General features: G+C 53.6%; 15 protein-coding genes and 1 riboswitch. Of the genes, 10 read left to right on the top strand and 5 right to left on the bottom strand.

The features are described from left to right. The first annotated feature begins 3 nt into the window (after nt 1-3). The gene (locus tag MED297_RS09470) at nt 4-348 is read left to right on the top strand and encodes a TfoX/Sxy family protein (RefSeq protein ID WP_008044382.1); all 345 of its coding nucleotides are present in this window, start codon (nt 4-6) and stop codon (nt 346-348) included. Continuing rightward, on the top strand, nt 345-539 hold the full coding sequence (locus tag MED297_RS09465) for a DUF1289 domain-containing protein (RefSeq protein WP_008044381.1): 195 nt from the start codon (nt 345-347) through the stop codon (nt 537-539). Before MED297_RS09470 ends, MED297_RS09465 begins: the two co-directional genes overlap by 4 nt. Here MED297_RS09465 and MED297_RS09460 read toward each other — a convergent pair. Continuing rightward, the gene (locus MED297_RS09460; RefSeq protein WP_008044380.1) at nt 536-808 is read right to left on the bottom strand and encodes a hypothetical protein; all 273 of its coding nucleotides are present in this window, start codon (nt 806-808) and stop codon (nt 536-538) included. The genes MED297_RS09465 and MED297_RS09460 overlap by 4 nt on opposite strands. A gap of 160 nt (nt 809-968) precedes the next feature. Here MED297_RS09460 and MED297_RS09455 point away from each other — a divergent pair, with 160 nt between their 5' ends. Together MED297_RS09455 and MED297_RS09450 are read left to right on the top strand one after the other, a co-directional pair. Then, a complete protein-coding gene (locus MED297_RS09455) occupies nt 969-2,582 on the top strand; it encodes a GMC family oxidoreductase (protein ID WP_008044379.1) in 1,614 nt (537 codons plus the stop codon). A gap of 156 nt (nt 2,583-2,738) precedes the next feature. After that, entirely contained in the window at nt 2,739-2,984 is a 246-nt protein-coding gene (locus MED297_RS09450; RefSeq protein ID WP_008044378.1) for a hypothetical protein, read from the top strand. Between the two features lie 12 nt (nt 2,985-2,996). Here the strand turns inward: MED297_RS09450 and MED297_RS09445 are convergent, their stop codons facing one another. Then, the gene (locus MED297_RS09445; protein ID WP_008044377.1) at nt 2,997-3,785 is read right to left on the bottom strand and encodes a hypothetical protein; all 789 of its coding nucleotides are present in this window, start codon (nt 3,783-3,785) and stop codon (nt 2,997-2,999) included. 190 nt (nt 3,786-3,975) lie between these two features. Here MED297_RS09445 and MED297_RS09440 point away from each other — a divergent pair, with 190 nt between their 5' ends. The 6 genes from MED297_RS09440 to nrdB all read left to right on the top strand — a co-directional run bounded on the left by MED297_RS09440 (nt 3,976) and on the right by nrdB (nt 10,820). Further along, nucleotides 3,976-4,596, top strand: a complete 621-nt coding sequence (locus tag MED297_RS09440; RefSeq protein WP_237613430.1) for an alpha/beta fold hydrolase — start codon at nt 3,976-3,978, stop codon at nt 4,594-4,596. After that, on the top strand, nt 4,577-5,680 hold the full coding sequence (locus tag MED297_RS21245) for a sensor histidine kinase (RefSeq protein ID WP_008044373.1): 1,104 nt from the start codon (nt 4,577-4,579) through the stop codon (nt 5,678-5,680). The genes MED297_RS09440 and MED297_RS21245 overlap by 20 nt, the downstream gene beginning before the upstream one ends. Further along, a complete protein-coding gene (locus MED297_RS09430; RefSeq protein ID WP_008044372.1) occupies nt 5,667-6,278 on the top strand; it encodes a response regulator transcription factor in 612 nt (203 codons plus the stop codon). The genes MED297_RS21245 and MED297_RS09430 overlap by 14 nt, the downstream gene beginning before the upstream one ends. An 85-nt stretch (nt 6,279-6,363) precedes the next feature. Next, entirely contained in the window at nt 6,364-7,014 is a 651-nt protein-coding gene (locus MED297_RS09425; RefSeq protein WP_008044370.1) for an MBL fold metallo-hydrolase, read from the top strand. Nucleotides 7,015-7,083: 69 nt separating this feature from the next. Further along, nucleotides 7,084-7,267, top strand: a riboswitch (cobalamin riboswitch). 154 nt (nt 7,268-7,421) lie between these two features. Beyond that, nucleotides 7,422-9,695 carry a class 1a ribonucleoside-diphosphate reductase subunit alpha gene (gene nrdA / locus MED297_RS09420; protein WP_008044368.1) on the top strand — a complete coding sequence of 758 codons (2,274 nt, stop codon included), beginning with the start codon at nt 7,422-7,424 and terminating at the stop codon, nt 9,693-9,695. A 15-nt stretch (nt 9,696-9,710) separates the two neighbouring features. Beyond that, nucleotides 9,711-10,820: a class Ia ribonucleoside-diphosphate reductase subunit beta gene (gene nrdB / locus MED297_RS09415; protein WP_008044366.1), complete on the top strand. Its 1,110-nt coding sequence runs from the start codon at nt 9,711-9,713 to the stop codon at nt 10,818-10,820. 46 nt (nt 10,821-10,866) lie between these two features. Here the strand turns inward: nrdB and cls are convergent, their stop codons facing one another. The 3 genes from cls to MED297_RS22305 form a co-directional block, all read right to left on the bottom strand. After that, the gene (cls, locus tag MED297_RS09410) at nt 10,867-12,312 is read right to left on the bottom strand and encodes a cardiolipin synthase (RefSeq protein WP_008044364.1); all 1,446 of its coding nucleotides are present in this window, start codon (nt 12,310-12,312) and stop codon (nt 10,867-10,869) included. Between the two features lie 95 nt (nt 12,313-12,407). Beyond that, entirely contained in the window at nt 12,408-13,721 is a 1,314-nt protein-coding gene (locus MED297_RS09405; RefSeq protein WP_008044363.1) for a cyclic di-GMP phosphodiesterase, read from the bottom strand. Between the two features lie 71 nt (nt 13,722-13,792). Next, nucleotides 13,793-14,182, bottom strand: a 390-nt coding sequence (locus MED297_RS22305) for an SDR family NAD(P)-dependent oxidoreductase (protein WP_008044360.1), incomplete at its 5' end; no start/stop codon positions are given.

Raw genomic sequence — 14,182 nt, 5'->3', positions numbered from 1 at the left:
CCTATGGCGTTTGACGACGGGTTGGCGACGCGTATCCGTGAAGATCTCGGGTCGAGGACGGCTTTTGACGAGCGCCGCATGTTTGGTGGCCTTGCCTTTATGGTAGACAGCCATATGTGTGTCGGCGTGCTGGGCGATGAGATGATGGCGCGGGTCGGACCGGATGCCTACGATGAAGCACTCACCCAGCCGGGCGTACGTGAGTTGGATTTTACCGGCCGTGCGATGCGGGGGATGGTGATGATTGATCAGGACGCCATTGCTGAAGATGACCAACTCAACTATTGGTTATCCCACTGTCTGGATTTTTGTCGTTCATTACCGCCGAAACCGAAGCGTGCAAAATGATGGACGACTCTGCGGTTTCCAGCCCATGCGTTCGACGCTGTACGCTTAACGAAGCGGATGTCTGCGTCGGCTGCGGTCGGACCCTGAATGAAATAAAACGCTGGAGTCAGGCCTCGGTTACGGAGCAGCGACAGATTATTCAAGCAGCCCGGTCTCGCCGGGCCTCCTTTCCGGATTCATGGTCTGACTAGTTCGACTCCTGATCCGTTTCTTCGAGACGTTTTTGAAGCGTTTGGCGGCGCTTAAGCAACTCTGGTTGGTCAGGATGCGCTTTTAATCCCTCCTCAATCGCTTTCAGTGCCGCCTGATCGTTCGCTGCAGATTCAAAAATATCGGCTTGCGCCAGGATGGCACCGATTTTACTGCTGTGTCGGCGTTTGGCCGATCGTTCACTGATCATGCGCAGGTAAAACAGCAGCACAATAGACAGCATGACCAGCCCAACTGCTCCGAATCCCATAATGTTGTCCTTTTCCTGTCGTTTTACTTCTTGTTGGGCTCAAGTATAGCGCTTGCCAGCAGACTGTTTGCCTGAGTTCACAGATGCACCGGAAACCGTTTCGGATTACTCGGAAAGGAGTAAAGTAGGACTGATAACAATAACAAAAGGAGGCGACGTCATGGAATTTGACTACGTCATCGTCGGTGGGGGCTCGGCCGGAGCGGTACTGGCCAATCGCCTGTCGGAAGATCCACAGGTGACCGTGGCGCTACTGGAAAACGGGGTGGATGATCGCTCACCCGCCATACACACCCCATTCGGCATGATTACAACCGTCCCAACCCATTATCTGAACTACGCCTATCAGACGGTTCCACAACCTGGGCTGCTTTATCGTCGGGGATACCAGCCGCGTGGAAAAACCCTCGGTGGGTCGAGTGCCATTAATGCCATGGTTTATGTCCGGGGGCATCCGGGTGATTACGATGACTGGGCGGCCATGGGCAATCCTGGCTGGAGCTGGGCCGATGTGCTGCCGTATTTTATTCGATCAGAAAACAATGAGCGTTTGGGTGCTCCGTGGCATGGTCAGAACGGGCCATTATCGGTAACCGATTTACGCAGTCCGTCTGCTGCCCGGGAGGCCTTTATTGCCGGGGCTCGTGAGGCCGGTTTCCCGATATCGGAAGATTTTAATGACGGTGAGAATCAAGAGGGTGTGGGCGCTTATCAGGTGACTCAGGTGGATGGTCGTCGCTGTAGCAGTGCCCGGGCGTATCTGACGCCGGTCCGGCAGCGTGAAAACCTGGCCGTTTTTACGCGGACCAAAGCACTCAGACTCATCATGGCCGGCAAACTGTGTAAAGGGGTTGAAACGCTTCGGCGGGAACGAAGACAGCGGTTTACCGCCCGGCGCGAAGTCTTGCTCTGCGCCGGGGCGTTCAACAGTCCACAGATTCTTATGCATTCGGGGATTGGTCCTGCCGAGCACCTTCAGGAAAACCACATTCCGGTCGTGCATAACCTGGAAGGTGTCGGCCAGAACCTGCAGGATCATCCCGATTTTGTCACCACCTACCGCAGTCGCCGTCGCGATGTTCTGGGTCCGTCGCCGACCGGAATCTGGCACCTGGCCCGGGATGCCTGGCGGTTCAGTCGGGGTGGTGATGGTGGGTTGATGCATACCAATGGTGCCGAAGGAGGCGGGTTTCTGAAAACCGATCCGCACCTGGCGCGCCCGGATGTGCAACTGCACTATGTCGTTGGCATTCTGCGGGACCATGCCCGTTCACTGTCGCCGCATCATGGTGTCAGTCTGCATACCTGCATCCTACGGCCGAAAAGTGTCGGTTGGGTGAAAGTTTCCGGTCCTAACCCACTCGATGCGCCACTGATCCATCCGAACTTTCTGCATCACCCGGATGACCTGGAGAACTTACTGAAAGCGATTCGACTGTCTCAGCGGATCATGCAGGCGCCATCAATGTCAGCCTATGCTGAGGAGGAAACCCACCCGGTGTTGCATCTGCCGGACGAGGAGTTGCGCACTGTTATACGGGAACGAACCGACACCGTTTATCATCCCATTGGTACCTGCCGAATGGGCAGTGATGATCGGGCGGTGGTCGACAGTGAGCTTCGGGTACGGGGCATCGGGCAGCTCAGGGTCATTGACGCCTCAGTCATGCCGACTCTGATTGGAGGTAACACCAACGCACCGACGATGATGATCGCTGAAAAAGCAGCAGATCTGATTAAGGCTGCTCAACAGGAGGATCGTTTAGCTGTTTAGGTTAATGGAATTGGTGATTTCGACTAATTTTCGGTTAGAGCGGCGCTGAACGCCGCATTTCTCGGGCGGGATAAGTTGGCACAACTTATGAAAAGGAACAATTATCCGGGGCGTCTGATGAAACCGACAGACGCTCCATAATCGTTCAGGAGAGTAATGATGAAAAACCGAATGTCTTATGATGTCTACGACCCGGAAGATCGTGAGACGTCCTTGCTGGGTGGGCTGTTTCGCTTTTTAGCCTATGCGGTTGTGGGTGTGTTGGTCTTGTCGTGTGGCTTGTGGTTGATTGGTGCGGTTTTCGGAATCGCCATTGGCCTGTTAAGCCTTGCCATTACACTGGCCCCCTTTGTGATTGTGGGTTGGCTGGTCTGGTCAATTATCCGTGCCATTCTGGTCTGACGCTTGGCACCTTTAAAAACAGTATTTAACCGGCCAGCTCTGATTTTGGAATCCCAGAAAGAGCTGGTTGGACACCTGAATCTGAACTTTCGCCTGAAAACGAAAGCCTGACGTATCAACGGTAAACTGAGTCGCATCGCGTCTGGCCAGCTTGGTCGCTTCAAACGGGGCAGCCCAGTTGGGCTGATAGCGTTCTTCAATGGCGAGTTCCACCGGGATAATGCCGTTGAGGTCGGCTTGCGCCGCGTTATTGACCAGATCCATCATTTGCCCCGCCCGGATTGTCACCTGATCACTGTCAATGTCGAGTCGTTGTTCGCCGATATACTGCTGGCCGCCACATCGGGCCGTCGCCACTAAATACCGTTCGTCGGCCGCGGAGTTAACCGGCAGCGTCAGTGAGATGAGGTCGTCTTTGTACAGGCGTTGATCGGCAATCGCTGCTTTACCCCCTAACCGCAATGGCGTCATGTCCGGGAATGAAATGGTCCCGACACTGCTGAGAGTCAGACTCTGAAGAGTAATCGGGTCTGAACGCAGGCCATACCGTCCGGATTCTCTGGCGGCGACCAGCGTTTCCTGGTGACCGTCGGTAAACTGGGCAACGGCCGTTTCTTCACCCAGTCTCACCGGTTGATTGAAGAGGCCGCGTGCGAGATGGAGGTCCAGTTGGGTTTCCTGAGGGGATTGCACCAGGGTGACGTCGGCTTTCAGCTTATCAGGCTCGACGCTGGCCAGATCGATGCTCGCGCAGCCACTGAGTATTGTGATGATCGGGAACAAGCAGATAAGCTGACGCATGTAAGTATCCTGATAACGGGATTTAGCCTGTCGAATGTTACGGGTGTTCGGCTAACGGGTCCATGCCACAATGGATCACTGTTCATGGCGTGCTGACCGCTATTGATCGGAGCACCGCCTCTTTAGGCCTGATGGCATCATAGCCAACAGGGTATGGACAGGAAGTCATGACAACGAAAGGGTTTTGTAAGTGAGTAAGTTGATGATTAACGGTGACGAAGGTTGTCCGACTTTCGTCTTTGCCCATGGCGCTGGCGCAGCCATGGACTCGGACTTTATGGAGACCGTGGCACTCGGGCTGTCGGCACAGGGTATTCGGGTTGTCCGTTTCGAGTTTCCCTACATGCAGCAAAAACGGGAAACCGGAAAGCGACGACCGCCGGATCGCCAACCCATTCTGCTCGATTATTTTCGGGAGGTGCTCGACGAACTCCAGGTTGAAAACCCGGTCATCGGTGGTAAATCCATGGGTGGCCGAATGGCGACCATACTGGCAACGGAAATGTCCGTGCCGGGAATCGCAGTGTTTGGTTATCCGTTTCATGCGTTGGGTAAGCCGGAAAAAGTCCGTATTGATCATTTTTGTCAACTCTCCGCACCTGTTTTAATATGTCAGGGCGAGCGGGATGCCATGGGCAATCAGTCCGATGTGGCCCAATACCGTTTGCCCGAGCAGGTGAGGTTTGAATGGTATGCTGACGGGGATCATGATTTGAAACCCCGCAAGGCCAGCGGCTACACGCATCAGGCACACCTTGATCATGCCATCAATCGGGTGAGTCAATTCATTCATGAGGTTACTTCCGCGTAAGCATATTCTGCAGTATGACTGGCTGGTTCACCTGTTTGCTGCCATATCGCTTTTGTTCCCGTTGCTGTTTCTGCTCAGCGAGTCAACCGCCAATCCCTGGCAACTGACCCTCATTTGTCCTCTGTTTCTGATTCTCTGGTATTACGGGTTCTGGCAGGAACGGCGTTGGCTTGTTTTGCATTTCCTGATTTTGATCCTATTGGCGACCTGGGCGATGTCGATGCATTGGTCGGGTGCCGTGTTCTTCTTTTACAGCCAGGTATTTCTGCTGCGTTTCAAAAATGTCTGGCTGGCGCTTCTGTCTCTGTTGACGCTGGCCGCTTGGGTCGTGATATGGGCCATGATCTGGCGGTTCCCACCGGTATTTTCCATTGTGTTTGCCTTGCTGATTGTATTGGGTGGTCAGGCAAACGTTCTGTTTTTTCGTCACATCAATGCACAGAGAGAACTGCTGATGCAGCAGGATGAACTCGAATACTTATCGCGGGTTCGTGAACGCGAGCGTATCGCCCGGGACCTGCATGACGTACTCGGACATTCGCTGTCGACCATTGCGCTGAAAGCAGAACTGTCCGAAAAACTACTGTCATCAGGTGCCAATGAGAAGGCGGGACAGGAACTCAGTGACATTGCTGAGACGGCCCGTACCGCATTGGCTGATATTCGCCAGACCGTGACGGGTTATCGCTCCGGTAACCTACGCAGTGAAGCAACGATGGCGAAGCATGCACTCTCCAATGCCGGGATCGATGCGGATTTTCCGGACCAGTATCCGCAGAAAATCAGCCGGGAAATTGAAAACCTGATGAGCCTGTTGTTGCGTGAGGCCATCGCTAACGTCATTCGGCACGCGAACGCCAGCCTTTGCCGGGTACAGTTTTTCCATCGCCAGCATCAATGGCATCTGATCGTTACGGATGATGGGCAGGGTTGGAACGGACACTATGGCAATGGCCTGACCGGGATGAAAGAGCGACTGGCCTTGTATGGCGGTCAGCTACAGTTGACGCGGTTGGCGCCGGGCACACGCTTGCAGGCAACGGTCGAACCGATGATAGAGGGCATCGCCGATGAAAAACATTAGTCTGGTGGTCGTTGAAGATCAGGCCATGGTCAGAGGCGCATTATCGGCGCTGCTGACATTGCACGGCGGTTTTGAGGTGATTGCGGAGTTCTCCGATGGCCAGGCCGCCCTGCGTTATCTGCTGGACAACACTGCCGACCTGGTTTTGACTGACATCGAAATGCCGGGGCTGACCGGCCTGGAGTTGGCCGCTGAGCTTTCCCGTCGTCTGGCGAAGCCGCCGAAGGTTGTCTTGCTCAGTACCTTCTCCCGCACTGGCTATGTGCACCGTGCACGTGAGTTAGGTATCGCCGGCTATCTGTTGAAGGAAGCGCCTTCGGACGATCTGGCACGATCGTTAAAACAGGTGATGCGTGGTGCTGAGGTTTATGACCCTTCTCTGGTGGCAGAATCGGCAAGCAGCCCAGACCCATTGACGGATCGTGAGCGCCAGGTATTGCGTCTTGCCGAGGCAGGACAAAGTACCGCGGATATTGCCGGAAAAGTCTGCCGAACCGAAGGAACCGTGCGCAACATTCTCTCTGAGACCATTCGTAAGCTGGGTGTTCGCAACCGGGCAGAGGCCCTCAGGCTCGCACGGGATCGAGGTTGGCTCTGATCGGCGCCGTTGTTTGAATCCGCTTTATCCTGACCACCGGAACCCTTACCATTAGGCCAAATTCGCCACTGTCAGAGAGAAAACCGTGCTGCAATATCAGATAATTCCGGTGACGGCGCTTGCGCAAAACTGCTCCCTCGTTTGGTGTGATCAAACCCTCGATGCCATCATTGTGGATGCCGGTGGCGAGGTCGAAAAACTGAAGAGTGTCGCGCAAGCCAAAGGACTGAACCTGAAAGCGGTTTGGTTGACTCACGGGCATCTGGACCATGCCGGTGGGGCGCAGGACCTGCGTGAACAGTTAGGTTTGCCGGTTATTGGTCCGCACCCGGAAGACCAGTTCTGGTTAGAAGGCATTGAACAGCAGTGTCAGATGTACGGCCTGAGTGGCATGCGCAATGTGCAGCCGGATGAGTGGCTGAAAGAAGGTGCCACGCTTCAGGTTGGACAGGAAACCTTGGAGGTGCTCGAAACACCGGGCCATACTCCGGGTCATGTGGTTCTGTTCCACCGTGCTCAGAAATTGGCTTGGGTGGGTGATGTTCTGTTTGCCGGCTCCATCGGGCGGACGGATTTTCCGCGCGGTGATCACGGTACTTTGATTCGCAGCATCACTGAAAAGCTCTGGCCGCTGGGCGATGATGTGCGCTTTATTCCCGGGCATGGACCGGAGTCTACATTCGGCGCCGAGCGCCGTTCCAATCCCTTTGTCAGCGATTCTGTTCTGGGTCGCTGATTATCATTGGACACAATATATGGTTTGACAGTGACATAACTGCCCTATATGTTGTGTCTGTCGTCACTAGTTGGCGATGTCACTGACGGTTTAAGACAAGCTGTACTTGTCTGGGAATCCGGTTAAATTCCGGAGCTGCCCCCGCAACTGTAATGGTCAGGACGATGTCTGTTTGCCACTGAAAATTATTTTCGGGAAGGCGACATCGAGCCGTAGCCAGAGCCAGGAGACCGGCCGTCGTGCATCTCGCATCAGTCGAACTGGTGCTGTGTGAAACCATCGGGCGGGGTGATCCGATGACAAGCAGAGTCCTTGTCTTTTCAGGCATCAGGCATCGGAAAACCGGTGGCTCGTTGTCTGCCCCTGCCTTGTTTGACTGAATCGTACCGATTCAAAGGAGAAACAGGGTGAACCTTCAGATTAAAAAACGCGACGGGCGGCTGGAGCCCATTCAGCTGGAAAAAATTCATCGGGTACTGCAGTGGGCCAGTGAAGGGCTTAAAAAAGTCTCTGTCTCTGAAGTTGAGCTCAAAGCCAGAATTCAATTCTACGACGGTATGTCGACCACCGAAATTCATGAAATGCTTGTCCGCTCGGCTGCGGATCTCATCAGTGATCGTCAACCGGATTATCAGTTCATGGCCGCTCGCCTGGCCATCTTTCATCTGCGCAAGCAGGCATTTGGCCGGTTTGAGCCCCCACATGTTTATGATTTGGTGACACGCCTGGTCAATGAAAGACGGTACGATCCGATTTTGTTGAGTGCCTACAGTGAAGCGGATTGGGATGAGTTGAATGGCTGTCTGGACCACAGCCGGGACCTCGACTTTGCCTATGCAGGTGTTAAGCAATTGCAGGGTAAGTATCTGGTTCAGGACCGGGTGACCGGCCGTATTTTTGAGTCGCCGCAGTTTGTATATTTACTGATCGGCGCGTGCCTGTTTTCAGGCTACCCCGCCGAAACCCGTCTGACGTATGTGAAGAAGTTTTATCAGGCCGCCTCCACGCATCGGTTCTCGTTGCCGACCCCCATCATGGCCGGCGTGCGTACGCCAACCCGTCAGTTTTCATCCTGTGTACTGATTGAGTGTGACGATACACTCGACTCGATTAACGCGACGTCATCCAGTGTTGTTAACTACGTCAGTCAGCGGGCAGGTATTGGTATTAATGCCGGACGGATTCGCGGTATTGGTTCACCGATCCGCAGTGGCGAAGCCTTTCACACTGGGTGTATTCCCTTTTATAAGCTGTTCCAGTCCGCCGTTAAGAGTTGTTCCCAGGGTGGCATTCGTGGCGGCGCTGCGACTGTGTTTTATCCGCTGTGGCATATTGAAGCGGAAGAACTGCTGGTGCTGAAAAATAACCGCGGCGTTGATGAAAACCGTTGTCGCCATCTCGATTATGGCGTTCAGTTGAATCGCCTGATGTATCAGCGCCTCATTCAGGACAGCCATATCAGTCTGTTCAGTCCAAGTGAAGTTCCGGGTCTTTACGATGCCTTTTTTGAAGATCAGGCTCGCTTTGAAACGCTTTACAAACAGTACGAAGAAGACACGAGCATTCGACGCCGTAAAGTCAACGCGCGCGATCTGTTCGCCTTGTTGATGCAAGAGCGTGCATCAACCGGACGAATCTATATACAGAATGTTGATCACTGCAATGAACATGGTCCGTTCGATCCGGCCAAGGCCCCCATTCGACAGTCGAACTTGTGCATGGAAATCGCGTTGCCGACCAAACCGTTACAGAGCCTCGATGATGAGCAAGGTGAAATTGCTCTCTGCACACTGGCAGCGGTGAACCTGGGGGTATTGGATTCGCTGGACGACATTGATGAAACCGCGGAGTTGCTGGTACGAGCCCTCGATGCCCTGTTGGATTACCAACACTACCCGGTGAAGGCCGCCGAACTGTCGACACACAAACGTCGCCCACTTGGCGTTGGAGTGATTAACTATGCTTATTACCTCGCTAAACATGGTTACCGTTACGATGACGAAGGCGCGAAAGGTCTGACCCATCGCACCTTTGAGCGTTTGCAGTTTGCGCTGCTGTCGGCATCGAACCGCTTGGCGCGCGAACAGGGCGCGTGCTCCGGTTTTGCTGAGACTAAACTGGCGAAAGGCAGCATGCCGATTGATCGATACAAGGCCGATCTGGATGCGGTCTGCCAGGAACCACTGTTGTGTGACTGGGCTGCTCTGCGTGAATCTATTCTTGAGCACGGAGTGCGTAACTCGACCTTGTCAGCGTTGATGCCTTCTGAGACATCGGCCCAGATTGCCAATGCGACCAATGGTATTGAACCACCGCGCGCACTGGTCAGCATCAAAGCGTCGAAAGATGGGGTGCTTAAACAGGTGGTTCCGGAAATTGAACGTTTGGCTGATCAATACGACCTGCTTTGGGATCAGCAAAGCAACGCTGGTTATCTGGCGCTTGCTGCCATCATGCAAAAGTTCGTCGATCAGGCGATTTCATCGAACACCAGCTATCAGCCGGAACGGTACCCGGATCGCAAGGTACCCATGCAGACCTTATTGGGCGACCTGCTGACGGCTTACAAACTGGGACTTAAAACCCTCTATTACCACAATACCCGAGATGGTTCAGCGGCCAACCATAACCAGAAAGAGACCATAGCTGAGAGCTGTGAGTCCGGCGCTTGTGCGATTTAATCCAGGGAGAGAAGCATGTCTTATCAATCGTTTAACCAGAAAAAATTTAATGCATTTGCCGAACCGATGTTTTTTGGTGAACAGGTCAATGTCGCGCGCTATGACCAACAACGTTATCCGATCTTTGAACAACTGATTGAAAAACAGTTGTCGTTCTTCTGGCGTCCGGAAGAAGTCGATTTACAGCGGGATCGAAAAGACTTCATTGCGTTGCCGGAAAACGAAAAACATATCTTTCTGAGCAACCTGAAATATCAGACGTTGCTCGACAGCGTTCAGGGGCGGTCACCGAATGTTGCGTTTTTGCCGATCGTCAGTTTGCCGGAACTCGAAACCTGGATCGAAACCTGGGCGTTCAGTGAGACGGTGCACTCGCGTTCCTACACGCACATCATTCGCAATATCGTGACCGAGCCGGATCAGATTTTTGAAGACATCGTCACCACGCCGGAAATCATCGAGCGTGCTGAGAGTATTTCCGGCTACTACGATCAGCTCATCGCGGGAGTACAGAAATATCACCTGAGCTCAGAAACGGACCGGGAGAGCCAGTTGCATGAGCTGAAACGATTGCTGTTGCTGACCATGGTGTCTGTGAACGTGTTAGAAGCCATTCGCTTTTATGTCAGTTTCGCGTGCAGTTTTGCGTTTGCCGAAGGCGCACGCATGGAAGGTAACGCCAAACTGATTAAGTTAATTGCCCGTGATGAAGCACTGCATCTGAGTGGTACCGAGTTTATCCTGCGGCAATGGCTCCATGGAGGAGACGACCCACAAATGCAGATTGTGGCTGATGAAGAGCAGGCAACCATTCGACAGATCTTTGAAGATGCCGCCGAACAGGAGAAAGCGTGGGCCAACTATCTGTTTAATGACGGCTCCATGATCGGACTGAACGCCGAGATTCTGCATCAGTACATTGAGTATCTGACCGACCAGCGACTGGATGCGTTGAGCCTGTCACCGATCTACGGCCGTCGCGACAACCCGTTACCATGGATGGACAACTGGGTCAGTAACGATCATGTGCAGGTGGCGCCTCAGGAAGTGGAAATATCGAGCTACCTGGTCGGGGCGATTCGCAGTGATGTGAACATGGAAGAGTTGTCATCGTTTGAGCTTTGAGTGGTTCGTACCCGGGGGCAGTCGTTGTCCCTGGTGTTCGTGTCATTTACAGAAGCGGACTGGCCAGCTGAGCCAGGTTTTCCAACAGACGCTGGTGGTGTGGACGTTTTTGCCACTCATAGGAGAGCAGGCAGTGCGACTCGTTTTGGTAGACGTCGATTTGTGCCAGCACGGCTTCGCAGAAATCATCGTCATCGACGATGAGGGTCGACTCAAAGTTGAGCCAGATAGAGCGCATGTCGAGATTGACGGATCCGATCAAAACCATATGACGGTCAATCACCACCGTTTTCGTGTGCAGCAACCCACCATTGAACTGCAGTAAATGTACGCCGGCCTGCAGCAGTTCATAATAAAATGAACGACCCGCGTATTCGGCCAACCGACTGTCGTTTTTTGCTGGCAAGATGACGGTCACTTCCAAGCCGCGTTTGGCCGCGGATTTTAATGCCTGCAACAAGGCTTCGTCGGGCACAAAATAAGGCGTGGTGATCGTGATAGATGAGCGCGCGTTGTGGATCACAGTGAGCAGAACCTGGAGCAGTATCTCCTCATCGAGCGCCGGGCCGCTTGGCAGTAGTTGCATCAGGTTGTCGTCTTTCACCGGTTTGAATTCTGGCCAGTCCAGATGCTTCTCAAGGCGAATGCCGGTTTCCATTTCCCAATCAAAAATCAGCGTCCCCTGGATCACTTTGGCGATATCGCCTTCCAAACGAACCATAATGTCCACCCAGGGGCCGACCCCCGAGCTGGTCTTAAAGTGCGCCGGATCAGCAAGATTCATCGAACCGGTGTAAGCAATTTGGTTGTCGATAGCGATCAGTTTCCGGTGTTGGCGCAAGTCCTGCCGCCGAAGCGTCATCCGCAGCAGGTTGGCATGAAGGGCATCCACTACTTTAACGCCGGCTTCGGTTAGCTGACGGCTACGTTTTGACCGCAGGAATCGGTTTGAGCCAACGCTGTCGACCATCAGATAAACCTGTATGCCACGGCTGACCGCCTGTTCCAGAGCATCCAGAACCGGTAGCACCGCGCCTTCGGCCTCCAGAATGTAAAACTCCATCAGAATGGTTTCGTTGGCGTTATCAATATCGTCGATTAAGCGTTTAAACACATCCTGAGGGTCACTGTGCAGCGACCATCGGCTGCCAACAATGACCGGCATGCCTAAGCTTCCGCGTGTCAGCTCCATAACAGGCCTTAGTACCGGGCGGGCGGGCGAAACGTGTTGTTGTTCAAGCAGGATCCGCTGAAGCCAAAGCGAGTAATAGTTGAACTGCTCGGTGGCACGTCGCGCGCGCAGTCGGCCGAGATAGCGTTCACCAAACAGCAGGTAGGCAACGATGCCGCCGACCGGAATGATATACAGAAACAATAACCAGGCCAGAGACACACCGACCGGACGTCGTTTCATCAGAATTCGCAGCGTGAGGGCTATCAGTGAGATGCCGTATAGCCAGAGCCCGATCGTGATCAGCCATTGCCAGTTCATACTTGGCGTCGTTCTATGGAGAAGTTAAGGAGTAGTGTATCGCTTTTTTCGGAACGGTGGCAGGCATAGGGCCGGTAAAGACGGGCGGGCGATGGTTAACTGACCAGAAGTTGGCGAGTGTACTCATGCATATACACGCCAAAGCTGCCGTCATGCAGCATTGTTTTAATGCGTACTCGCGGATTACCGTGCGGGTCTCGGATTTCCTTGAGATTGGCGACCTTTTCAGCCACCGGATTTTTGTTCCGGTCACGAACAATAGAAATCTTGGGCAGCAGGCGAGCGTCGTTGTTCTGTCCAATCACGACGGCGACTTCGCCGGTGGACAGTTCAACCAGCGTGCCGATCGGGTAAACACCAATCATTTCGATGAACTGGTCGACCAGGTGGGAATCGAACTCGGTATCCCGTCCCCGATACAAAACCTTGGTTGCTTCAAAAACTGTGCGTTGTTGTGCGTAAGGCCGATAACTGATCATGGCATCGTACGCGTCCAGAATATGAATCACGCGGGCAATCAGCGGTGTCTGTCCGCCGATTCGCTTCACTGGGTAGCCTTTTCCATCCGGTCGTTCATGATGGTAATAGGCAGCCTCGATGACATCCCGGCTGAATCCGGATTTTTCCAGATAGTAACGGCCCCATTTAGGATGATCGTGAACCAGCTGCCATTCACTTTCCGACAGAGGCCCGGGCTTATTAAGAATTTGTTTTGGCACTTTGGTTTTGCCAAGATCAAATAATAGGCCTGCCAGACCGGCCGTTTTGGCCTCTTCTCGCGACCAGCCGCAGTGCACTGCAAAAACCATCGCCAGCAGGCTGACATGCATGGCATGCTCACTGGTGTAATGGTGGTGCGACTTAACCCGCGAAAGCCAGGTCATGGCGGACGTGTTTTGCAGGATAGCATCGAGACAGTGACCGACACGTTGTTCCAGTGCGCGGGCATTGACCATTTGGTCCCGAGAATAGGCATGAAAGCATTGCCGGAGCGATTTGATGGTCGAACTGTAGGCGGGTAACGCTTCACGGATGCCGCTTTTTGCAAGCTCGCGATCGATATCGGGGGCTATTTTAAGTACGGGTTCGCTGGGCTTTCGGCCAAACAGACTGGATTTGCTGGATTGTTTGGTCAGGTTGATCAGGCTTTTCTGTGTATCGACGTAAACCTGGTCGCACAATGCCCGGAGCTGTTGCAGTTCTTCATCATGCTCAATAAGGAACCCCTGCATGAGGAACGGCGTACCCAGCCAAGGTCGGTCTAATCGACAAACAAACATCCCGCGCTTCAGTAAATTCACTGAAACACGCACGGTCGTGTCGTTGATCCTTGTTGCGAACTGGGTCACAAATGAAGCCTCGTCATGAGCTAACTGCGGAACTGTATCACGCTTCAGGCAGTGAAGCATCACACCCCGCTTAATTATAGTCGCTTTTCATGGTATCGGCTTGAGCCATGTTTTCTTAATTGTTGCAGTGCTTAGAGGCGGGCTTTGGTTCTCGTTGCGCTAAGTGCAACCATTAGCCGATCGGGAATAAGCTGAAGCAGAGTGTAAAGCAGGCGATAGTTCCATCCGCTGACCGATACCAGTCGTCCTCTGTCGAGGTCTATAAGGGCTTGGTGGGCGACCTGGTCGGCGTCTAGCGCTTTAAGTAACCCACGCTTACGGTAGAAGTGTTCGGGTTGGAGTCCGAGCTTGGCGTGAAAGTCAGAACGGAAAAAACCAGGGCAGACTGCAATGACGCCAACCCCTTGTTTTCGATAGGCCGAATAGAGCGTCGCGGCAAGATGTTTAACATAAGCCTTAGTTGGCCCATACAGCGGGCTTTGCGGCGTTGGAACGTCGGCGGCCAGCGAGGCGACGAATAC

The organism is Reinekea blandensis MED297, from assembly GCF_000153185.1.
Lineage (GTDB): Bacteria > Pseudomonadota > Gammaproteobacteria > Pseudomonadales > Natronospirillaceae > Reinekea > Reinekea blandensis.
Note: the sequence above shows the minus strand (reverse complement) of the source record. Positions and strands in the feature narration are given on the sequence as shown.